The organism is Modestobacter versicolor, from assembly GCF_014195485.1.
GTDB classification, from domain to species: domain Bacteria; phylum Actinomycetota; class Actinomycetes; order Mycobacteriales; family Geodermatophilaceae; genus Modestobacter; species Modestobacter versicolor.
Genome location: NZ_JACIBU010000001.1, coordinates 1,744,826 through 1,765,214, shown reverse-complemented (window position 1 = coordinate 1,765,214; position 20,389 = coordinate 1,744,826). Strand labels below are relative to the sequence as shown.

Here is a 20,389-nt window from a genome sequence, read left to right as displayed (position 1 = left end):
GGACGTCACCAGCCGTCGGCCCCGTCCAGAGGCTCGGCCCGAGCGTGGTGACGTGCTGGAGCGGCCGCCCTTCAGGGGCCCGCGCCGAGCTTGCGAGGCGTGGGGGGAAGGGAGGTCCTTTCAGAAGTGGTCGGGGCACCACGGGGTGACCGGCCAGCGGAACGCCGCCGCGGCCTGGGTGACCGCCCCGGGGCTGATCTCGGTGACCCGGCCGGCGCCCTGCAGCGCGGCGAGCGACTCCCCGCCGAGGTAGACCGCCGACAGCGCCTCGATGTCCATGACCAGGTCGGGGTCGCGGTCGGTGCGGTCGCAGAACGCACCGGCGGGGTGGCCCCACAGGTGCCAGCGCCCGTCGTTCCAGTCGCAGAACCGATCGCGCACCTCGATGACCAAGTCCAGCCGGGTCGGGTAGCGCCGGGCGGACAGCGCCGCGCCCACGTCGACCAGCCGCACCCAGAGCGCGTCCACCGGGCGGGCGTGCCAGGCCCGCGGGTCGGTCAGCAGGTGCCGGACCGGGTCGTCGGCAGAGGCGTCCGGCGCCTCGACGGTGCGCACCAGGTCATGGTCGAAGAGGTACCGCCACAGCGCGGCGTGGGCCGCCGGGGTGCTGCCTCGGACCTCCTCGACGGTCAGCGTGCCCTCGGGGTCGTTGGTCGCGCTCCACGCGGCGCGCAGCCGGTAGGTCGCGTAGCCGGTGACGGAGCCGTCGGCCTCGGTGTGGAGCACGTGCTGGCGGAGCGTGCCGCCGGAGCTGCGCTCGGCGGAGTCGTAGAGCCGCCGGTCCCACCAGCGGTCGTCGAGCGCGAGGTTCCCCGGCACGAACCGGCGCACCTGCTCGTAGACCGCCTGCGCCGCAGGCTGGAAGTCGGCCCGTTCGACCAGCCGGACGGTGCCGGTGCCGCAGTCGACGTCCGGCCGGAGCCGCAGCCGGTGGGCCTCGCCGGTCCAACCGCCCCGCCAGGTGGCCGGGGCGTAGCCGAAGCGGCCGTAGATCGACGCCTCCGCCGCCCACAGCGCCGCAACGGGCTCCCGGCCCGCCTCGTGCACCTCGGCCAGCTGCCGCCGCATGATCGCGGTGAGCAGACCGCGACGGCGGTGCGTGGGGGCGACCGTGATCCAGGTGACGCCCGCGGTCGGGACCACGGCACCCGGCACGGTCATCTCCAGGCTGTACAGGCCGGCGGTCGCGGCCACCCGGTCGCCGTCGAAGAGCGCGAGCGAGCGGTCCAGCTCGGCGATCGGCGAGGGCTCGTCGAGGAAGGGGCCGCTGAGCTCCTCGCCGAAGGTGGTCCCCATCGAGCGGACGAACCGCGGCCACTCCTCGGCGGTGATCGGACGGAACTGGTCGGCGAGATCGGTCACGGTGGGTGTCTACCGCCCCGGTGCGACGATTCGCCAACCAGTTCCGCCCGGTCAGTGGCTGGCCGCCGGCAGCCGGTGCAGCCAGCGCGGCAGCCACCAGGTGCGCTCGCCCAGCAGCGCCATGGTCGCCGGCAGCAGCACCCCGCGGACCAGGGTGGCGTCGATGAGCACCGCGACCGCCAGCCCGACCCCCAGCTGCTTGAACTCCAGCATCGACAGCGTCGCGAAGATGCTGAACACCGCGACCATCACGACCGCCGCGCTGGTGACCACGCCCGCCGACCGGGTGACCCCGGTGGTGATCGCCTGCTGCATCGGGATGCCGGCCTGGGCAGCCTCCCGGACCCGGGACACCACGAACACGTGGTAGTCCATCGACAGCCCGAAGAGCACCACGAAGAGGAACAGCGGCAGCCAGGACACGATCGACCCGGTGGAGGTGAAGCCGAGCAGCCCCTCGGCCCAGGTCGACTGGAACACCAGCACCAGGACGCCGTAGGCAGCGCCCACCGACAGCAGCGTCAGCACGGCGGCGATGAGCGCGACGGCCAGCGACCGGAACGCGACGGTGAGCACGACGATGGTGAGCGCCAGCACGAAGCCGATGACCACCGGCAGCCGGTCGGACATGGTGCTGCCGAAGTCGAGGCTCCCCGCGGTGTCCCCGGTGACGGCGGTGGTGACACCGGGCAGGTCGCCGACGGTGCCGGGCACCAGGTCCTCGCGCAGCCGCTCCAGGCCGGCGACCGCGTCGGCGCTGTCGGCCTCCCCGGCGCCGGCGATGCTGACCCGGGCCACGGTGCCGGCCGGGTTGAACTCCACCTCACCGGCGGCGGTCGGGTCGGGCAGGGCCGCGGTCAGCTCCGCCACGGCGGCCCGCACGGCGGGTGCGTCGAGCTCGTCGCCGTCGGCGCGCCAGAGGACGACCTCGTCGGTGGTGCCCTCCTGCGGGTAGGCGACGGCGATCGCGTCGTAGGCACGCACCACCTCGCTGTCCCGGGACAGCGCGTCGATGCCGGGCATGGCCGTCTTCATCCCGATCGCCGGCACGGCCACCGCGAGCAGCACGCCGGCGCCCACGGCGAGCGAGATGCCCGGGCGGGCCACCACGCGGCGGACCACCGCTCCCCAGACCCGGCTGTCGTCGGTCCGGCCGACCAGCCGGCCGATCAGCGGCACCCGGGGGCGTTCGATGCCCCGGCCGAGCAGCGCCAGCGTCGCCGGCAGCACGGTCAGCGACCCGATCACCGACACGGCGACGACCAGGATGGTGCCGGTCGCGAAGGAGGTGAAGACGGCGTTGCCGGCCAGGTACATGCCCGACATCGCGACCGCGACGGCGATCCCGGAGGTGAGCACCGCGCGACCGGAGGTGGCTGCGGCCAGCTCGACGGCCAGCCCGGTGCCCGCGCCGTGCCGCCGTTCCTCGCGGACCCGGCGCACGTAGAACAGCGCGTAGTCGACCCCGACGGCCATGCCGATCAGCAGGACGACGCTGGAGGTGCTCTCGTCGATCGGGCGGAGCTGGGAGACCAGCGAGACCAGGCCCAGCGCGCCGCCGACGGCGGTGATGCCCAGCAGCAGCGGCACGCCGGCGGCGAGCAGCGCGCCGAAGGCGACCAGCAGCACGGCCAGGGTCACCGGCAGGCTGAGGAACTCCGCGCGCTGGAAGTCGTCGTCCAGCTGCTCGCCGACGACCGAGCCGATGGAGCTCCCACCGGACTCGGTGACCCACAGGTCCGGGTGGTCGGCCTGCACGCCGGCGACCGCGTCGAGCACTGGCCCGACCGCGTCCTCGCCGGCCTCCCAGGCGTCGCCGCCGGTCAGGTCACCGACGTCGAGGGTGACGGGCACCAGCAGCGCCGTCCCGTCCAGCGACGGCACCGGGTCGCCCACCTCCGCGACCTCGTCCAGGCTGCGGACGGCGGCGGCGACGGCGTTGGCCGCCGACGTGCCCTCCGGCCCGATCGCCGACCCGTCGCGGGTCTGCACCAGCACCTGCTCGGTCGGCGGGTCGGGGAAGCCGGCGTCGTCGAGCACGACGTCGGCGCGACCGGACTCACCGCTCCCGCTCTCCGCCCCGCTGAGGGTGTTGGTGCCGGTCGCGCTGCCCACGACGACGGCGAGGACGACGGCGAGCAGCCACAGCCCCACGACGGTCCAGCGGTGGGTGGCGCTCCAGCGGGCGATGCGGACCACCGCCCCGTCGCGCGGTCGGCGCGGTGGTGTCTCGGGCAACGCGGTCATCACGGGAACGCTCACGGCAGTGGCCTCTCGGGGCTCGGGCGCCGCGGTCGCGGCGTCGCTGCACCGAGGTTCTCGGGTGCTGCTGATCTTGTCGTTGCGGCTGCCACCCCAGCCGGGGTCGGGCTGACCCGACTGCGCCCGGGGGGTCACCTGGCTGCCGCGGCGGCCCGGCTGCTGCCAGGGTCAGGGGGTGCGCCGGCGACCGCCGCGCCTGCCCGCCGAGTGCAACGGAGCCGACGTGTCCAGGACCTCCCGGAACCGGGTGCTGCTGTTCACCGTCGGGCTGGTCGGGCTGCTCGCGGGGGCCGGCGTCGTCGTCGCGGTCTCCCTCGGCGACCGGCAGACGTCGCAGGGCGGTGAGGTGCACGAGGGGGTCAGCGCGGTCGACGTCCGGCAGGACTGCGGCGGCGACGTCACCCTGGTGCCTGCGGAGACCGCGACGGCCGTGGACGTGCGCTGGTCGGACCGCTGGTCGGCGAGCCAGCCCGAGCACGACGCCGAGCTCACCGACGGCCGGCTCGTCGTCTCGGTCCGGTGCCCGGGCGTGCAGCTGGTGTGGGGCTCGACGAGCGCGCTGACCGTCGGCGTGCCGGCCGGGGTGCCGGTGACCGTCGACTCCGGCGCCGGCGACGTCCGGGCCGAGGGCACCTCCGGCGACCTCGAGGTGCGCAACCGGTGCCGGGGAGGTCGACGTCCAGCAGGTCACCGGGCGGCTGACGCTGAGCAGCGGCGCCGGCGACGTACGGGTCAGCGGGGCGCGCGCCGGGCAGGTCGCGGTCGACACCGGTGCCGGCGACGTCTCGGTCTCGGCGACCGAGCCGGTCGGCGAGCTGACCGTGCGCACCGACGCCGGTGAGGTGCTCGTCGAGCTCCCGGCCGACGGGTCCGCCTACGCCGTCCGGGCCGGCACCGACGCCGGTGACGTCTCGATCGGGGTGCCCGAGGACCCGTCGTCGCCCCGGGTGGTCGACCTGGAGAGCGACGCCGGGGACATCACGGTGCGCACCGCCGGCTGACCGGCCTCACGGCCCCGAGGTGACCCCGTCGGCCGCCAGGGTCAGGTCGCCGCAGGTGACCTGGTGGGCCGCCTCGACCTGCGCGGCGGTCGCGCCCTCGGTGGTCCGGCTGGCGCCGTTGGTGGCCCGCGGGCCGTCGAGCTGCACCACCGGTCAGCTCCGCAGGTAGGCCAGCGTCGCCATCACCCGGCGGTGCTGGTCGTCGTCCTGGGCGAGGCCGAGCTTGGCGAAGATGTGCTGGGTGTGCTTCTCGACCGCGCCCGGCGTGACCACCAGCTGGCGGGCGATCGCGGCGTTGGAGTGCCCCTCGGCGATCAGCCCGAGCACCTCGCGCTCGCGGGGCGACAGCGAGCGCACCGGGTCGTCGCGGCGGCGGCGGGCGAACAGCTGGGCCACCACCTGCGGGTCGAGCACGGTGCCGCCGGCCACCACGTCGTCCAGCGCGGTGAGGAACTGGTCGACCTGGGCGACCCGGTCCTTGAGCAGGTAGCCGACCCCGCCGGCGCCGTCGGCGAGCAGCTCGTCGGCGTAGGCGACCTCGACGTACTGGCTCAGCACCAGCACCGCGGTGGTCGGGACGGCGCGGCGCGCCTCGACGGCGGCCCGCAGGCCCTCGTCGGTGTGCGTCGGGGGCATCCGGACGTCGACGACGGCCACGTCGGGGCGGTGCTCGACGACCGCGCGGACCAGGCTCGGCCCGTCGGCGACGGCGGCGACGACCTCGGTGCCGGCCTCGCCGAGCAGCCGGATCAGGCCCTCGCGCAGCAGGACCGAGTCCTCGGCCAGCACGACGCGGCGGCGGGGGACCGCCTCGGGGGTCACGGACACGGGAGTTCTCCGATCAGTCGGGTGGGGCCCCCGCGGGGGCTGTCGACGGTCAGCACGCCGTCGACGGCGAAGAGCCGGTCGGCCAGGCCGGCCAGGCCGTGGCCGGGGGCGAGGACGGCGCCGCCCTGGCCGTCGTCCTCCACCTCGACCCGCAGCCGGCCGTCCTCGCGGACCACGGTCACCCGGGCCACCGTGGCGTCGCTGTGCTTGGCGATGTTGGCCAGCGCCTCGCTGACCAGGAAGTACGCGCTGTTCTCCACGGCCGGCGCGAGCCGCTGCCCGGCCGGCAGCCCGACGGCCAGCTCCACCGGCACCGGCGAGCGGGCGGCGACGGCGGCCAGGGCGGCCGCCAGCCCGCGGTCGGCGAGCACCGGCGGCGCGATGCCGCGGGACAGCGCGCGCAGCTCCTCGAGCGTCTCGCGGGTCATCGTGGCCGCCTCGGCGAGCGTGCTCCGGGCGCCGTCCGGGTCGGTGTCGATCAGCCGCTGCGCGCGGTGCAGGTCCATGCTCAGCCGCACCAGCCGCTGCTGCGGGCCGTCGTGGATGTCGCGCTCCAGCCTGCGCAGGGCGACCGCCTCGGCCGCGACGGCGGCGTCCCGGCCCTCCGACAGCCGCCCCAGCTCGGCCTGGGTGCCGGCCCGCAGGGTGAGCAGGGCCCGGGCGAACTGGGCCTCCAGCAGGGCGCTGACCCGCGCCACGCCGGGCAGCATCAGGGCGAACAGCAGGCCGATGGCGGTGTGCACGAGCACCCGGTTGGTCGCGGTGTCGTCGAGCCCCAGGGCCTCGGGCAGCGTGTAGTTCTGCGAGTCGGAGCCGTAGGGGATCGACCAGTCCCACGTCACCGCGGTCAGCCCGGCGAGCGCCACCGACCACCAGACGACGACGACGACGAACGCCGGGATCGCCAGGGCCATCCGCAGCAGCGCGTGCAGCACGTCCAACCAGCACTGCGGGTCGCGCAACGGCTCGACCAGCCGGCGGACGAGGGACGCCTGCGGGTCGGCCTGCCGGTAGACCGGCGTGGGCACCGGGTGCTGCAGCACCTCGGGGATGCGCGCCCGCTCCAGCGCGGCGAAGCCGCGGGCGATGAGCAGGGTGAGCACGAGCAGCGGCAGGCCGACCCAGACGACCAGCGTGCCCACCCCGACGGCCAGGAAGGCGATCACCAGGACGAACGCCACGATCGACAGGGGGAAGCCGACGAACACGTAGGCCGTGTCGACGCCCAGCTGCCGCCACCAGCTGCGGTGCCCCCGCTCGGGTGCGGGGTTCCCCGCGGGGAGGGGGAGCTCGGCGGTGGCGGTGGTCATGCTCCCCAGCCTGCGCGGCGGAGGGGCCCGGACCCAGCCCGCTGGCTGGCCGTTGCCGGTTCGGGTTGTCCCGACCTGGTGCTCTCCATCTCGACCGGGATGCTCCCGGCGGGGGCAGGTCGTGTCCAGCACCGGCCACCCGGTCGGGTCGGGGTCGGGCGACTCCTTGGTCCTGTCACTGGTGTGCGGCAGGATCGGCGGGGACGTCGACGAAGGAGTCCACGATGACCGGTCTGATCGCCGAACGGCCCGGCACGACCACCGCCAGCGAGCTCGAACCGCGGCTGGCCGAGCACCGGCGCGAGCTCACCGGCTACTGCTACCGGATGCTCGGGTCCGCCTTCGACGCCGAGGACGCCGTCCAGGAGACGATGGTCCGGGCCTGGCGCTCGCTGGACCGGTTGCAGGGCAGCGGCGCGCTGCGGTCGTGGCTGTACCGGATCGCCACCAACGTCTGCCTGGACTCCCTCGACGGCCGCAAGCGCCGGGCGCTGCCGGTCGACCTCTCCGAGGACTCCTTCGCCCCGGTCGAGGCGTCCCTGGACGGCGTGCTGCCCGACGGCGCCTGGGTCGAGCCGGCCCTCGACCGGCAGGTGCTCCCGGTCGGCGGCGACCCGGCCGACCTGGCGGTGCAGAAGGAGTCGGTGCGGCTGGCCTTCGTCGCGGCCCTGCAGTTCCTGCCGCCGCGGCAGCGGGCGGTGCTGATCCTGCGCGACGTGCTGCGCTGGAAGGCCGACGAGGTCGCGGTGCTGCTGGAGACCTCGGTGGCGGCGGTGAACAGCGCGCTGCAGCGGGCCCGGGCCACCCTCGCCGTGCAGCAGGCGGCGGAGGAGCCGGCGGCGCCCACGGTGGCCGACGACCACGCCGCCCTGCTCGACCGCTACCTCGACGCGTTCGCCCGCTACGACATCGACGCGCTGGTCGCCCTGCTGCACGAGGACGCCGTGATGGACATGCCGCCCTACGCCATGTGGCTGCGCAGCTCCGCCGACATCGCCACCTGGTTCGTCGGGCCGGGGGCGGAGTGCCGCGGCTCGCACGTGGTCCCGCTGGAGCTCAACGGCAACCCGGCGTTCGCGCAGTGGCGGCCCAGCGGTCCGAACGGTGAGTTCGAGCCGTGGGCCGTCCACGCGCTGCAGTTCACCGACGGGCGGGTCACCCGGATGACCGCCTTCCTGGACACCCGGCTGTTCGACCTCTTCGGCCTGCCCCGGCACCCCACCCCCGCCTGACCGGCGCTCACCAGCCCGGCGGCGGGCGGAAGCCCACCAGCCCGGCCTCCTCGGCCAGCTCGGCCACCCGCAGCGGGGTGCGGTCCTCCAGGTAGGGGCCGAGCAGCTGGGCGCCGATCGGGAGGCCGCTGCGCGTGCCCGGCCCGAGCGGGACGACGGTGGCCGGCAGCCGGCCGAGGCTGGACAGCCGGCTCCAGTCCGACAGGGAGTCGACCGGCTCCGCGCTGCCGTCCACGTCGACGGTCGCCGGCGTCCGGCCGTCGGCGTCGGGGGTGATCGCGCCCCGGGTCACGGCCGGGCAGAGCACCACGTCGACCCCGGTGAACAGCTGCTGCCAGCGCACCGTGGCGGCCCGCTGGGCCTCCAGGTCGTCCAGCGCCGACCGCAGGTCCTGCTGGTACAGCCGGGCCACCGGGTCCCCGGCGGCGGCCCGGGCACCCGCGTCGGCCCAGGCCTCGGCGTCCATCCCGTGCACCACCTCACCGGCCTGCAGCCGGGCGAACAACGCCAGGTCGTCCGCCCCGCCGACCGGGGGAGCGGTCAGCTCGGCCACCCGGGCTCCGGCGTCGGCGAGCCGGTCGGCGAACGACCGGACCGCCGACCGCGTCTCGGCGTCCACCCGGCAGGTCGGGTCGTCGGTCCACACCGCGACCCGCACGTCGCGCAGCGACCGCACCCGGGGCGGCGGCAGCTCCAGCCGCCAGCCGACCGCCTCGACGCCCTCCGCGCCGGCCATCGCCTCGAAGAAGCTGGTGGTGTCGGCCGCGCTGCGGGTCATCGGGCCCACCGAGGAGACCATCGGCTCGAGCAGCCCGCCCCGGGGCCAGGGGAGGTTGCCCAGCTTGGAGACGACGCCGTTGCTCGGCCGGTGCCCGAACAGACCGCACCAGGCGGCCGGGATCCGCAGCGAGCCGGCCAGGTCGCTGCCGAGGTCGGCGACGGCCAGCCCCGCGGCGACGGCCGCCGACGCGCCCCCGGACGAGCCGCCGGAGGAGAGCCGCGGGCCCCACGGGCTCCACGTCGCGCCGAGCCAGTCGTTCCAGGTGTGCAGGCTGGCCAGGTAGACCGGCACGTTCGTCTTGCCCAGCACCACGCAGCCCGCCGCGCGGAGCCGGCGGACGACCGGCGCGTCCACCGCGGCGAGCCGGGCGTCGGAGGCCCGGCCGTGCGAGCTCCGCAGGCCCGCGGCGTCGATCGTGTCCTTGACGGTGACCGGCAGCCCGGCCAGCGGACCGAGCGGACGGCCGGCGGCCCGGTCGGCGTCCACCGCGCGTGCGGCGGCGAGCGCACCCTCGGCGTCCAGGGTGACGACGGCGTTGAGCGCCGCCCCGGCGCCGCGGATCCGGTGCAGGTGCGCCCGGGTGAGCTCCTCGGCGCCCACCTGCCCGCCGGCCAGGGCGGCGAGCATCGCGGTGCCGGAGGCCAGCAGGTCCAGGTCGGTCGGCATGCGGCGAGCCTGGGCAGCCCGTGTTCCGCGGCCGCTCCCCGCAGGTGAACGACAGGTTCCGATGAGTTCCCGGCGCGGAGGTGGTCTGCACTCCATGACCGAGACCACGGCAGGACTGCTCAGCGACAGCGCTGCGTTCAGCGGCTTCTCCGTCGACGACCTCGACGCGGCCCGCGCGTTCTACGAGGGGGTGCTCGGGCTGCGCACCAGCCCGGAGCCGGAGATGCGCGGGATCATGCACCTGCACCTGGCGGGCGGGCGCGACGTGCTGGTCTACGCCAAGGGCGCCGACCACACCCCGGCCAGCTACACGGTGCTCAACTTCCCGGTGCCCGACGTCGACGCGGCGGTCGCCGAGCTGACCGCCCGCGGTGTGCGGTTCGAGCAGTACGACGACCCGCCGACCGACGAGAACGGGGTCATGCGGGCGGGTGGGCCGCTGATCGCCTGGTTCACCGACCCGGCGGGCAACGTCTTCTCCGTGATCGAGGAGGGCTGATGGGCCGGCTGCAGTACGTCGCGATCTGCTCCCTCGACGGCTACACCGAGGACGCCGCGGGCTCCTTCGAGTGGGCGACGCCCGACGAGGAGGTGCACGCCTTCGTCAACGACCTGGAGCGGCCGGTCGGCACCGCGCTCTACGGCCGGCGGATGTACGAGACGCTGGCGGTCTGGCAGACCATCGGCGGCCCGGAGCACCCGGCCGTCGAGAACGAGTACGCCGACATCTGGCGCGCGGCGGACAAGGTCGTCTACTCGACCACCCTGGAGGCGGTCAGCACGCCGCGCACCCGGCTGGAGCGGGCGTTCGACCCGGCGGCGGTCGGGCGGCTGGTGGCCGGCTCGACGTCCGACGTGGCCATCGGTGGCCCGGCGCTGGCCGCGCAGGCGTTCCGCGCCGGGCTCGTCGACGACGTCCACCTCCTCGTGCACCCGGTGGTCGTCGGCGGTGGCACCCGGGCGCTGCCCGACGGCGTCCGGCTGGACCTGGAGCTGGCCGGCGAGCACCGCTTCGCCGGTGGCGTCGTGCACCTGCACCACCGGCGGCGGTGACCCGCCGCCCCGACCGGCGGGTCACCGCTTCGCCGGTGGCGTCGTGAACCTGCACCACCGGCGGCGGTGACCCGCCGCCCCGACCGGCGGCCGGGCTCGGATGATGGCTGCCATGGGCGTGCCGAGCTGGACCGCGGAGGAGGCGGCGGCCCTCGGCGGGGCCGTCGAGCTGGAGATCGCCGTCCGGCGCCCGGACGGCGGGCTGCGGGCGTGGACGCCGATCTGGGTCGCCTCCGTCGACGGGCAGGTGTACGTGCGCAGCTGGTACCGGCGGGAGTCCGGGTGGTTCGGGGCTGCGGTGGGCTCGCGTCGCGCCCGGGTCCGGGTGCCGGGTCTGGAGGCGGAGGTCACCGTCGAGGACGTCGGTGACTCCGACGCCGGGCTGCGCGCGGACGTCGATGCCGCCTACCGCGCCGGTTACGGCGCCGGCGCCGCGTCCATGGTGACGGCGGAGGCCGCGGCCACGACGCTGCGGCTCGTCCCGCACCCCGTGGACGGGGCGGCGTGAAGGAGCCGCTCTCCCGCGCCGAGCTCGACGGGGTCGTCGCCGAGGCCGTGGGGGTGCGGCTCGACGCCGTCCGTGAGCTGACCGAGGGCACGTGCAACGCGGCGTACGCGCTGACCCTCGCCGACGGGCGGGAGCTGGTGCTCAAGGTCGCCCCGCCGCCGGGCACCCCGGTGCTCAGCTACGAGCGCGACCTGCTGGCCACCGAGGCGATGTGCCTGCGGCGGTTCGCCGGGCGGGTGCCGGTGCCCGAGCTCGTCGCGGCGGGGACGGCGGCCGGGCGCGGGTACGTGCTGACCTCGCTGCTGCCCGGGGCGTCGTGGCAGTCGCAGTCCGCCGCCGTCGGCCCGGACCAGCACCGGGTGCTGCGGCGGCAGGTCGGACGGCACGTCGCGGCGATGCACGCCGTCACCGGCGACGGGCGGTTCGGCTACCCCGCGGGGCCGCTGGCGGCGACCACCTGGGCCGGGGCGTACCGGCGGATCATCGACGCGCTGCTCGCCGACGCCGAGCGCTACGCGGCGCCCTTGCCGGTGCCGGCCGAGGACCTGCGGCGGCGGGTGGGTGCCGCGGCCGCCGAGCTGCTGCCCGCCGTCACCACGCCGGTGCTGGTGCACTTCGACCTGTGGGACGGCAACGTCTTCGTCGACCTGGCCGGGCCCGAGCCGGCGGTCACCGGGTTCATCGACCACGAGCGGGCGCTGTGGGCCGACCCGGCCGCGGACCTCGTCTCCCTGGCGCTGCTGGGTGACATCGCCGACGACGCCGACTTCCTGGGCGGCTACGCCGAGGCCGGGGGACCGGTCGTGCTCGACGAGGCCATCCGCGCCCGGCTGCACCTGTACCGGGTGCACCTGGCGTTGCTGATGGTGGTCGAGACGGTGCCGCGGGGGACCGCCGGCGCCGAGCACGCGGAGTGGAACGGCCGGGTCGCGGACTGGCTGGTGCAGGAGCTGGCGGCGCTCGGCCGCCGCTGAGCGACCTCACCTGGTGCTCTCAGGTCCCCGCGTCGGGGTGGTCGACGGCGGCGGCGTAGCGGCGGCTCATCACGCGGAGCGCCTCGACCAGGTCCGGCGGGCCGGTGAGCCGGAAGTCCAGGCCGAGCATCCCGATGTAGGCGGCGATGGTCTCCACGCTGTCGGCGCCGGTGACCAGGACGCACGTGTGGTCGTCGACCGGCTCCACCACGCCGACCGCGGGGTTGATCCGGCCCAGCACCTCGGGTGCCGGCGCGGCCACCGTGATCCGCGCGTGCACCGCCCACCCGCTGGACGCGACCTCGCGCAGGACGAAGGCGTCGTAGTCGGCCTCCGCCAGCGGCTCGGGCTCGAAGCGGCGCCCGGTCGGCGTCCGGAGGGTCAGCCAGTCCAGGCGGAACGTGCCCCACTCCCTGGTGGCGACGTCGCGGGCCACCAGGTACCAGCGCCGCTGCCACGACACGAGGCGGTAGGGCTCCACCAGGTGCGGCTGGTGGTGGTGGTCGAACCGCAGCCACTCCACGCGGGCGATGGCCTGGGCCACCTGGGCGAGCACGGCCGGGTCGACCTCCGGGTCGGGGGCGTTGCTCCCGGTGTTGTCCGGGCCGCGGTCGACCGTGCGCGCGATCGCGTCGACGCGGGAGCGGAGCCGGGAGGGCAGCACCTGCTCGAGCTTGGCCAGAGCGCGGGCACTGGACTCCGCGGTGCCGGCCACCCCCGAGGCGGACCGGAGCCCGACCGCGAGGGCGACGGCCTCCTCGTCGTCGAGCAGCAGCGGTGGCAGCGAGGCGCCCGGCCCCAGCCGGTAGTGCCCGGCTGCGCCGCGCACCGCCGTCACCGGGTACCCGAGCTCGCGCAGCCGGTCGACGTCGTTGCGCACGGTGCGGACGGTGACGTCCAGCCGCGCCGCGAGCTCCGGACCGGTCCAGCTCGCGCGGGCCTGCAGCAGCCCCAGGAGGGCGAGCAGCCGGGCCGACGTGGTCATCGAACGCAGCCTGGCAGAACAGGAAAGGTCTGTGCCTCTTTGCTCCCTAGCGTGCGGGCCATGACCACGACCTCCTCCTCCGGCCCGCACCCGACCCCGTCCTCCGGCAGCCCCGACGAGATCCGGCCCTTCCGGATCGAGGTGCCGCAGGCCGACCTGGACGACCTGCGCGAGCGGCTCGCCCGCACCCGGCTCCCGCAGCCGGCGCCCGGCGACGACTGGACGTACGGCACGCCCAACTCCTGGCTCACCGAGGCCCTGGAGGCGTGGCGGACCTTCGACTGGCGGGCGCTCGAGGCGCAGCTGAACGCGTACCCGCAGGCCACCACCGACATCGACGGCCAGCCCGTCCACTTCCTGCACGTTCGGTCGGCGCACGAGGCCGCGGTACCGCTGCTGCTCGTGCACACCTATCCCGGCAACGTCACCGACTTCCTGGACGTGATCGACCCGCTGGTCGATCCCGTCGCACACGGTGGACGGGCCGAGGACGCCTTCTCCGTCGTCGTGCCGTCGATCCCCGGCTTCGGCTTCAGCACGCCGCTGGTCGACCGCGGGTGGACGATGCAGCGCGTCGCGCGCACGTTCGACACCCTCATGCGCCGCCTGGGGTACGACAGCTACGGGGCTCACGGCAGCGACGCCGGGGCGCTCGTCGGCCGGGAGCTGGGTCTCCTCCAGCCGGCCGGGTACCTCGGGTCGCACGTGCTCCAGGCGTTCTCCTTCCCCTCGGGCGACCCCGCGGAGTTCGAGGCGCTGACGCCGCGGGACCACGCGGCGCTGGAGCACATGAGCTGGTTCCAGTCGGTGGGCGGCTACAACGCGATCAACGCGTCCCGCCCGCAGACCGTGGCGGTCGGCATCTCCGACTCGCCGATCGGCCAGCTCGCCTGGAACGAGCTGTTCGTCAACTTCGGCAACGGCACGAGCCTCGTACCGCTGGAGAAGATCGTCGGGTCGGTGTCGCTCGAGTGGCTCACCAACACCTCGGCGAGCGCGGGTCGCTACCACTTCGAGGAGGGCCGGGCCGTGCGGGAGCCGCAGGTCAACCACGGCCGGATGGGCGTCGCGGTGTTCCAGGACGACTTCCGGTCCATCCGCGCCTTCGCCGACCGGGACAACGACCACATCGTGCACTGGAGCGAGTTCGACCGCGGGGGCCACTTCGCCTCGCTGGAGGTGCCGGACGTCGTCGTGGAGGACATCCGCGCGTTCTTCCGCCCGGTCCGCTGAGGGCCGGCGTCCGAAGGCCGGGCGTGCGTGGAGCGGGGGACCGGGATCGAACCGGCATGGCCAGCGCGGAAGGCTGCAGGCTCCAAGCGCATCATCGCTGGTCAACGCGAAGCCAGGCGGGTGCCGTGCCTCCCACGTGCCTTGAGCTCACAGGGCGGCAGGGAAGGCAGTTCCTCGGCGTTGCCCGGTCCGCTGCCCATTGCTCTCTGCTGTTCGCGTATGGAGCTGCGGCCTCGCCTGGGCGGGCGGACGTGTGGCTGCCCTCGCCGCAGTCGGTACTCGCCCATCTCAGTCAGAGCTGATACGGGGCACGACCTGGGCGCTTCTGCGGGCGCCGCCGAGAGTCGTGCCTATGACGGCGCAACGAGGCCCGTTCCGGGCCCGCGCGCCAGCCTGTCCAGCCACTCGACCAGCAGGTTCGTCTCCGCCTCGGTGAGCGGCGAAGGGTCCCCGTCGCGCAGCGTCGCGGCGAGCGCGACGGCGTGGACACTCCCTGCGGGTGCGTCGGTGACCTCGCCCGACCCGGTGCAGACATCGGTGGTCAGCGAGCCGAGGACGGCTTCCCGCACCCGATGGGAGAGCTGCGGGTCCCGCTCGTCCACCGGAACTCCGATCAGCGAGAGCGTCACGCCGCATCCCGCCGCGTGCACGGCCCGTGCAGCGGAGGCCACGTCAGTGCGGAGTCGGCCGGCACGGGCGACGGCCTGGACCAGTCCCAGCAGGACCGTGTCGGCCTGGACGGCGGCTGCACCCGGAGGGCTGACGTTGGGCCGGCCGTACATCAGGGCGTAGAGGTGGGGGTGCTCGAGCCCGAAGCCGACGTGCAGGTCCCAGCCCTCACGCAGGTCGTCGACCGGATCGCCGACGCGCGCGCGACCGGTCTTGAGCTCGATGTACTGGCGGAAGCCTCGTTGCACTGCGGCGTCGAGCAGCCTCTCCATGTCGCCGTAGGCCCGGTAGATGGTCACCGACTGGACCTCGGCGGCCGCAGCGACGGCGCGTGTGGTCACCGCGCTCGGCCCGCCGGCCTCCAGCAGCTCCAGGGCCGCCCGCTCGATGGTGTCGCGGTGCGCTCTGCCCCCACGCGTGGCGGCCATCTCCTCGCTCATGAGATCGAAGATAACAGTTCTCTGGTGTCAACGCTTGCAACAATGCGCCACCCGTGGCAATGTAGTCATCGCCAACATCTGAACGACATCGGAGGTAGCAATCATGTCCATCACTGACAACACCGACGGCACGCCCTCGGCCGGTGGCGGTCGGCGGCGGGTGGCCGTCGTGACCGGTGGGTCGCGCGGCATCGGCCGGGCCGTCGTCGAGCGGCTCGCCGCGGACGGTCAGGACGTCGTGATCGTCTACGCCGGTGACGAGGGTGCGGCGAAGGAGGCCGTCTCGGCTGCCGAGCAGCACGGTGCCCGCGCCTTCGCCGCGCAGGCCGACGTCGCCGATGCCGAGGCGGTGGCCGCCGTCTTCGACCGTGCCGAGGCCGAGTTCGGCGGTGTCGACGTCGTGGTGAACTCCGCGGGCGTCATGCACCTGGGGCCGATCGCCGACTTCGACCTCGACGTGCTCGACGCCATGCACCGCACCAACGTCCGCGGCACGTTCGTCGTGGCTCAGCAGGCCGCGCGCCGGGTCCGCGACGGTGGCGCGATCATCAACTTCTCCACCTCGGTGGTGAAGCTCGGCCTGCCCGGCTACGGGCCTTACGCGGCGACCAAGGGCGCCGTCGACGCGGTCAGCGGCGTGCTCGCCAAGGAGCTGCGTGGCCGCGACGTCACCGTCAACGCCGTGGCGCCCGGGCCCACCGCCACCGCACTGTTCCTGTCCGACAAGGACGAGACGACCATCGAGCGGATGGCCGGCATGAACCCCATGCAGCGGCTGGGCACGCCCGAGGACATCGCCGAGGTGGTCTCGGCCCTCGCCGGCGCCGCCCGCTGGATCAACGGTCAGACGATCTACGTCAACGGCGGCATGGCCTGACCCGACCCTCGCCAACGTCACGCTGCACGAGAGGAAACGTCACCATGTCCGTCGTCCTGATCACCGGCGCAGGCACCGGCATCGGCCGTCTTGCGGCCCGAACCGTGGCCGCGGACGGCCACACGGTCTATGCCACCATGCGCGACCCCGAGAGTCGCAACGAGGACAGGGCCGGGGACCTGCTCACCTTCGCCGCCCAGGAGAACCTGGACCTGCGCGTGGTGGAGCTCGACGTGCTCAGCGAGCCCTCGGCCCGCGCGGCGGTCGAGCGCATCCAGGCCGAGCAAGGTCGCCTGGACGTGGTCGTCCACAACGCCGCGCACCTCCTGTTCGGCATCACGGAGGCCTTCACCCCTGAACAGGTCCTCGCCGCGTACGACACCAACACCGTGGGGGCGCTGCGGGTCAACCGCGCGGCCCTGCCGGTCATGCGCCGGCAGCGGTCGGGGCTGCTGCTGTGGGTGGGCAGCGGGACGAGCAGGGTCGTTCCGCCGTTCCTCGCCCCCTACACCGCGGCCAAGGCCGCGATGGACTCCTTCGCCGACTCCGTCGCCATCGAGGTGGCACGGTTCGGGATCGAGACGTCCATCGTCATGCCGGGCCCGTTCACCCAGGGCACGGCGCACTTCCCCGACGCCGGGTTCCCGGCGGACACGGAGGTGGCCTCCGCCTACGACGCCGAGTACGGCGCCGCCCTGGCCGGCAACGAGGCCGCCACCGAGTCGCTGTTCGCCCCGGGCGTCCAGCAGGACGTCCAGGCGGTCGCCGACGAGATCGCGCGGGTCGTCGGCCTCCCGGCCGGGTCGCGCCCCTACCGCTCCAGCGTCGACTTCTCCGACTTCGGGGACGTGCCGGTCACCGCGGTGGCCACGGTGCAGCGGGAACGGCTCCTCCGCCGGATGCGCCTGGAGGACACCCTCCGCCCAACGGCGCACTGATCCCCCGGGATCGGACGGGGCGGCGCGGCTCGAGCCGCACGGTGCCCGAGCCGCGCCGTCGTCGTGCATGGCGGGCCGTGGCGCCCGGGGCCCGGTGCTCCGGACGATCCCGCCGGGAAGGTCCTCGCGCTCTCAGCCGGAGGTCGGCACGAGACCGTCCCGGCGACGGGCAACTGATGCACGCCAGTCACTGGAGGTGGTAGTCGCATGGATGTCCCCTTCTGGGCGTGGGCCGTCACGGTCGGCGCCGTGGTCGCGATGATCGGGTTCGACCTGCTGGGCCATCGCCGTCCGCACGAGCCGCGCCTTCGCGAGTCAGCGATCTGGTCGATCGCCTACGTCAGCGTCGGCGTCGCCTTCGGGGTGCTGGTGTGGGCCCTCTACGGAGGCAGGTACGGCGGGGAGTACTTCGCCGGCTACATCACCGAGAAGAGCTTGTCGGTCGACAACCTCTTCGTCTTCGTGCTGATCATGTCCGGCTTCGCGGTGCCCCGGGCGCTGCAGCAGAAGGTGCTGCTCTACGGCATCGTGTTCGCGCTCGCGCTGCGGACCGTCTTCATCTTCGTCGGCGCCGCCGCGATCGAGCAGTTCAGCTGGGTGTTCTACCTGTTCGGTGCCTTCCTCGTCTGGACGGCTGTCGCGCAGGCGCGGGGTGGACACCAGGGGCAGGACGAGTACACCGAGAACGGAGTCCTGCGGTTCGTCCGCCGGTTCCTACCGACCACCGACGACTACCACGGCGACAGGCTGATGGTCGGGGTCGACGGCAGGCACCTGGTCACCCCGCTGGCCGTCGCGCTGGTCGCCATAGGCAGCGCCGACCTCCTGTTCGCCGTGGACTCGATACCGGCGATCTTCGGGCTCACCCAGGAGACGTTCCTCGTGTTCGCCGCGAACGCGTTCTCGCTGCTGGGACTGCGCCAGCTGTACTTCCTCGTCGACGGCCTGCTCGACCGGCTGGTCTACCTGCACTACGGGCTGGCGGCGATCCTCGGCTTCATCGGGGCCAGGCTGCTGATCCACGCGCTGCACGCCAACGAGCTGCCCTTCGTCAACGGCGGCGAGCACGTCACCGTGATCCCGGAGGTACCCACCAGCATCTCGCTCGCGGTCATCCTGCTCACGCTGCTCGTGACCACCGTGGCCAGCCTCGTCAAGGACCGCCGGAACCGTGCCGGCGCGCGCCTGGCGGGCCACGGCCCGGACGGTGAGCGCTTTCCGACCGGATAGGACCACGCGTCCGCCGTCGTCGGGAGGTTCGGTGGCCACCCTTGACGTCAGGTTCGGCCCGAGAGCGGCGTCTTCACTGGGCGTCGGTACAGCCACCGCCCTCCGCGGTCGGAGTACGTCCTGACCGAGCCGGGAGCGGCACTGCCCGGCGTCCTCGGTGCCCTGGGTGCGTGGGGGAGGCGTGGACGACGCCCCACCCGGACGAGCCCGCCGCGCGGGCCGAGCTCACGTGGGTGTGACGTCAGCGGCACGCGGGAGGGCAGCAGATCAGTCAGGGCTGAACGCGCCGCCCGGTCGCGGCTGATCGCCTGATCGCGTCCATGAGCCGGTGACGGATGACGGCGTCGCGGAAGTCGGGGACGCCGGCGCGGCCGCCGAGGAGCTGGTCACGGATGCCCGCGTACGCGTGGGTCAGCGTGTGGATGGGCGATCGGGCGAGCCGGGGGAACCGGTCGTAGCCGTCGGGAACGGTCAGCTCCACGCGCCGACCACCACTCCGCGCGGCGTGCACGGTGACCGGTGCGATGTGCGGGTGGTCTGGTGCAGTGACCTGGAGTGTTCCCTCCGAACCGTCGATGGTCATCGAGAACCCGACCCCGGAGACGACGCCGCCCCGCTGGTGCGCGGAGAGCACGGCACCCCCCGGCAGGTTGCCGGAGATGGCGATCTGGTCCTCCGCGGTCATCGGGACGTGCTGCCCGCTGCGAGCCAGCGCGACGTTCGGGTGCCGGGTCGCGGTCGTCGCCACGACGTCCTGGAGCTCCCCGACCACCATCGACACGGAGTCGATGGCGTGACCGAGGGCGATGGACATCATGGTCGCCCCGAGGTCGCGGTCGAGGGTGTAGAGCTTGCCGGGGTCGACCGGCGTGCCCCACTCCGACGTCGCCGCGGAGACGGTCACCGAGAGCACGTCCCCCAGGTGACCGTCGGCCACGAGGTCGGCCAGCCAGCGGAACGTGGGCGAGGACCGGCCCTGCAGCCCCACGAAGGTCGAGATCCCCAGCGCGGCGTGGGCCATCTCCTCCGCCTCGCCGAGGTCGACGGCCAGAGGCCACTCGCAGAACACCGGCTTCCCGGCCGCCAGCGCGGGCAGCACGAGCTCCCGGTGCCGAGGCGTCTTGACCGTGACGACGACGAGGTCGATGCCGTCGGCTCGGGCGAGCTCCTCGGTGGATCCGTACGCGGGCGCGCCGTGGACGTCACTCGCTGCCCGGGCCGACTCGGACGAGCTCGCCACCAATCCCCGCAGCTCGAATCCGCCGACCGCTGACATCGCCGGGAGGTGTGCCGCGGCGCCCCAGCCTCCCGACGCGCTCAGCCCGACGACGCCCACGCCGATCGGACGACGCCGGCTCGGGTCGCCCGTCGGCGCGGACGGTCGCCCCTGCTCGGGAGTGCCTTCCATCGCGTCGCTGCTCGCCATCTCACTGATCCTCTCGTGGAACGCAGGTCTCGGACGTCGTGCCCCGTCGTCGTCCGGTCCTGTCGACGGCTGAGGCCCCTCGGACGGCGGACGCGCCACCGACCGCCCCAGCAGCCGGGATCCCGCGCAGCGACGCTGCGCGGGATCCCGGACCTGGCGGCAGACCGCGAGGCAGTGCCTCGAGAGGTCAGGCTGCGCGGAGCTGGCGGTCGGCGTCCGCGGTGTCGTGGATGAAGGTCATGTCGACGAACCGGCCGTTCTCGATGCGGTAGATCGCCATCTCGACGATCCGGAAGGACGCGCCGCTCGCGGGCGCGCCGTGCCACTCCTTGACCGGCGTGCCGGTGTTGACCAGGCGCACCCCGGCCCGGTCGCCGTCGACGAGGATCTCCTGCACCTCCCAGTGGAAGTCCGGAACGGCGTCGACGATGCCCCGCTGATCCGCGACGACGGCACTACGGGTGCCGCGCTGGCCGTTCAGGGTCACCTCGTCGGCGACGAACTCGTCCATGTCCTCGAACCGGCGGTCGTTGAGGGCTGCGATGTAGTCGGTGTAGAAGGCGTGGATGTCGAAGTCGGCCATGGCTGTCCCCATCTCTGCTGTCCCCACGGGA

20 protein-coding genes and 1 pseudogene are annotated in these 20,389 nt (G+C 74.2%); 11 read left to right on the top strand and 10 right to left on the bottom strand.

The features are described 5' to 3' along the window. Positions 1-120 precede the first annotated feature (120 nt). Together FHX36_RS08520 and FHX36_RS08515 are read right to left on the bottom strand one after the other, a co-directional pair. Positions 121-1,362, bottom strand: a complete 1,242-nt coding sequence (locus tag FHX36_RS08520; protein WP_110551312.1) for a GNAT family N-acetyltransferase — start codon at positions 1,360-1,362, stop codon at positions 121-123. A gap of 51 nt (positions 1,363-1,413) precedes the next feature. Continuing rightward, on the bottom strand, positions 1,414-3,609 hold the full coding sequence (locus tag FHX36_RS08515; RefSeq protein WP_221202824.1) for an MMPL family transporter: 2,196 nt from the start codon (positions 3,607-3,609) through the stop codon (positions 1,414-1,416). A gap of 713 nt (positions 3,610-4,322) precedes the next feature. On the opposite strand from FHX36_RS08515, the gene FHX36_RS08510 reads away from it, so the two are divergent. After that, complete coding sequence (locus FHX36_RS08510; protein ID WP_110551310.1) at positions 4,323-4,625, top strand: DUF4097 family beta strand repeat-containing protein; 303 nt, start codon at positions 4,323-4,325, stop codon at positions 4,623-4,625. 6 nt (positions 4,626-4,631) lie between these two features. Here FHX36_RS08510 and FHX36_RS08505 read toward each other — a convergent pair whose 3' ends face one another. Genes FHX36_RS08505 through FHX36_RS08495 form a run of 3 tightly spaced genes read right to left on the bottom strand, consistent with a single transcriptional unit; the run spans position 4,632 to position 6,763 of the window. Further along, a complete protein-coding gene (locus FHX36_RS08505; RefSeq protein WP_181428678.1) occupies positions 4,632-4,775 on the bottom strand; it encodes a hypothetical protein in 144 nt (47 codons plus the stop codon). A gap of 3 nt (positions 4,776-4,778) precedes the next feature. Beyond that, complete coding sequence (locus FHX36_RS08500; RefSeq protein ID WP_258372623.1) at positions 4,779-5,453, bottom strand: response regulator; 675 nt, start codon at positions 5,451-5,453, stop codon at positions 4,779-4,781. Next, positions 5,444-6,763: a sensor histidine kinase gene (locus tag FHX36_RS08495; protein ID WP_110551309.1), complete on the bottom strand. Its 1,320-nt coding sequence runs from the start codon at positions 6,761-6,763 to the stop codon at positions 5,444-5,446. Before FHX36_RS08495 ends, FHX36_RS08500 begins: the two co-directional genes overlap by 10 nt. A 224-nt stretch (positions 6,764-6,987) precedes the next feature. Between FHX36_RS08495 and FHX36_RS08490 the strand changes: the two genes are divergently transcribed. Continuing rightward, entirely contained in the window at positions 6,988-7,995 is a 1,008-nt protein-coding gene (locus FHX36_RS08490; RefSeq protein ID WP_110551308.1) for a sigma-70 family RNA polymerase sigma factor, read from the top strand. A 7-nt stretch (positions 7,996-8,002) separates the two neighbouring features. Here the strand turns inward: FHX36_RS08490 and FHX36_RS08485 are convergent, their stop codons facing one another. Further along, the gene (locus FHX36_RS08485) at positions 8,003-9,442 is read right to left on the bottom strand and encodes an amidase family protein (protein ID WP_181428677.1); all 1,440 of its coding nucleotides are present in this window, start codon (positions 9,440-9,442) and stop codon (positions 8,003-8,005) included. A gap of 94 nt (positions 9,443-9,536) precedes the next feature. Here FHX36_RS08485 and FHX36_RS08480 point away from each other — a divergent pair, with 94 nt between their 5' ends. The 4 genes from FHX36_RS08480 (at position 9,537) to FHX36_RS08465 (ending at position 11,977) form a co-directional block, all read left to right on the top strand. Continuing rightward, positions 9,537-9,941: a VOC family protein gene (locus FHX36_RS08480; protein WP_220035849.1), complete on the top strand. Its 405-nt coding sequence runs from the start codon at positions 9,537-9,539 to the stop codon at positions 9,939-9,941. Further along, positions 9,941-10,495 (top strand): dihydrofolate reductase family protein, encoded by a 555-nt coding sequence (locus FHX36_RS08475; protein ID WP_110551306.1) that lies wholly within the window; start codon positions 9,941-9,943, stop codon positions 10,493-10,495. Before FHX36_RS08480 ends, FHX36_RS08475 begins: the two co-directional genes overlap by 1 nt. A 112-nt stretch (positions 10,496-10,607) precedes the next feature. Beyond that, a complete protein-coding gene (locus tag FHX36_RS08470; protein WP_110551305.1) occupies positions 10,608-11,003 on the top strand; it encodes a DUF2255 family protein in 396 nt (131 codons plus the stop codon). Then, positions 11,000-11,977, top strand: coding sequence for a phosphotransferase (locus FHX36_RS08465; RefSeq protein WP_183513668.1), 978 nt, complete (start codon positions 11,000-11,002; stop codon positions 11,975-11,977). Before FHX36_RS08470 ends, FHX36_RS08465 begins: the two co-directional genes overlap by 4 nt. A gap of 19 nt (positions 11,978-11,996) precedes the next feature. Here the strand turns inward: FHX36_RS08465 and FHX36_RS08460 are convergent, their stop codons facing one another. Beyond that, complete coding sequence (locus tag FHX36_RS08460; RefSeq protein ID WP_110551410.1) at positions 11,997-12,962, bottom strand: helix-turn-helix transcriptional regulator; 966 nt, start codon at positions 12,960-12,962, stop codon at positions 11,997-11,999. 60 nt (positions 12,963-13,022) lie between these two features. On the opposite strand from FHX36_RS08460, the gene FHX36_RS08455 reads away from it, so the two are divergent. Next, the gene (locus FHX36_RS08455; protein WP_110551411.1) at positions 13,023-14,195 is read left to right on the top strand and encodes an epoxide hydrolase family protein; all 1,173 of its coding nucleotides are present in this window, start codon (positions 13,023-13,025) and stop codon (positions 14,193-14,195) included. Between the two features lie 350 nt (positions 14,196-14,545). Here FHX36_RS08455 and FHX36_RS08450 read toward each other — a convergent pair whose 3' ends face one another. Further along, a complete protein-coding gene (locus tag FHX36_RS08450) occupies positions 14,546-15,304 on the bottom strand; it encodes a TetR/AcrR family transcriptional regulator (RefSeq protein WP_220035857.1) in 759 nt (252 codons plus the stop codon). A 103-nt stretch (positions 15,305-15,407) separates the two neighbouring features. Here FHX36_RS08450 and FHX36_RS08445 point away from each other — a divergent pair, with 103 nt between their 5' ends. From FHX36_RS08445 to FHX36_RS24135, 4 genes and pseudogenes are all read left to right on the top strand, one after another. Beyond that, on the top strand, positions 15,408-16,181 hold the full coding sequence (locus FHX36_RS08445; protein WP_110551412.1) for an SDR family oxidoreductase: 774 nt from the start codon (positions 15,408-15,410) through the stop codon (positions 16,179-16,181). A gap of 44 nt (positions 16,182-16,225) precedes the next feature. Beyond that, positions 16,226-17,119 carry an SDR family oxidoreductase gene (locus FHX36_RS08440; RefSeq protein WP_110551413.1) on the top strand — a complete coding sequence of 298 codons (894 nt, stop codon included), beginning with the start codon at positions 16,226-16,228 and terminating at the stop codon, positions 17,117-17,119. 207 nt (positions 17,120-17,326) lie between these two features. Further along, positions 17,327-18,349, top strand: a complete 1,023-nt coding sequence (locus FHX36_RS08435; RefSeq protein WP_110551414.1) for a TerC family protein — start codon at positions 17,327-17,329, stop codon at positions 18,347-18,349. A 75-nt stretch (positions 18,350-18,424) separates the two neighbouring features. Next, positions 18,425-18,661 (top strand): annotated as a pseudogene (locus tag FHX36_RS24135) (winged helix-turn-helix transcriptional regulator); the annotation flags it as partial. On the opposite strand, the gene FHX36_RS08425 reads toward FHX36_RS24135, so the two are convergent. Beyond that, complete coding sequence (locus FHX36_RS08425) at positions 18,621-19,757, bottom strand: Gfo/Idh/MocA family protein (RefSeq protein WP_110551425.1); 1,137 nt, start codon at positions 19,755-19,757, stop codon at positions 18,621-18,623. The pseudogene FHX36_RS24135 and the gene FHX36_RS08425 sit on opposite strands and share 41 nt — an antisense overlap. A 205-nt stretch (positions 19,758-19,962) precedes the next feature. After that, entirely contained in the window at positions 19,963-20,358 is a 396-nt protein-coding gene (locus tag FHX36_RS08420; RefSeq protein WP_110551415.1) for an ester cyclase, read from the bottom strand. Between the last annotated feature and the right edge of the window lie 31 nt (positions 20,359-20,389).

Coding starts and splice junctions, on each gene's coding strand:
- FHX36_RS08515 (WP_221202824.1), bottom strand. CDS start 3,609: ATGACCGCGTTGCCCGAGACACCACCGCGCCGACCGCGCGACGGGGCG.
- FHX36_RS08495 (WP_110551309.1), bottom strand. CDS start 6,763: ATGACCACCGCCACCGCCGAGCTCCCCCTCCCCGCGGGGAACCCCGCA.
- FHX36_RS08490 (WP_110551308.1), top strand. CDS start 6,988: ATGACCGGTCTGATCGCCGAACGGCCCGGCACGACCACCGCCAGCGAG.
- FHX36_RS08485 (WP_181428677.1), bottom strand. CDS start 9,442: ATGCCGACCGACCTGGACCTGCTGGCCTCCGGCACCGCGATGCTCGCC.
- FHX36_RS08480 (WP_220035849.1), top strand. CDS start 9,537: ATGACCGAGACCACGGCAGGACTGCTCAGCGACAGCGCTGCGTTCAGC.
- FHX36_RS08475 (WP_110551306.1), top strand. CDS start 9,941: ATGGGCCGGCTGCAGTACGTCGCGATCTGCTCCCTCGACGGCTACACC.
- FHX36_RS08470 (WP_110551305.1), top strand. CDS start 10,608: ATGGGCGTGCCGAGCTGGACCGCGGAGGAGGCGGCGGCCCTCGGCGGG.
- FHX36_RS08460 (WP_110551410.1), bottom strand. CDS start 12,962: ATGACCACGTCGGCCCGGCTGCTCGCCCTCCTGGGGCTGCTGCAGGCC.
- FHX36_RS08455 (WP_110551411.1), top strand. CDS start 13,023: ATGACCACGACCTCCTCCTCCGGCCCGCACCCGACCCCGTCCTCCGGC.
- FHX36_RS08450 (WP_220035857.1), bottom strand. CDS start 15,304: ATGAGCGAGGAGATGGCCGCCACGCGTGGGGGCAGAGCGCACCGCGAC.
- FHX36_RS08445 (WP_110551412.1), top strand. CDS start 15,408: ATGTCCATCACTGACAACACCGACGGCACGCCCTCGGCCGGTGGCGGT.
- FHX36_RS08440 (WP_110551413.1), top strand. CDS start 16,226: ATGTCCGTCGTCCTGATCACCGGCGCAGGCACCGGCATCGGCCGTCTT.
- FHX36_RS08435 (WP_110551414.1), top strand. CDS start 17,327: ATGGATGTCCCCTTCTGGGCGTGGGCCGTCACGGTCGGCGCCGTGGTC.
- FHX36_RS08425 (WP_110551425.1), bottom strand. CDS start 19,757: ATGGAAGGCACTCCCGAGCAGGGGCGACCGTCCGCGCCGACGGGCGAC.
- FHX36_RS08420 (WP_110551415.1), bottom strand. CDS start 20,358: ATGGCCGACTTCGACATCCACGCCTTCTACACCGACTACATCGCAGCC.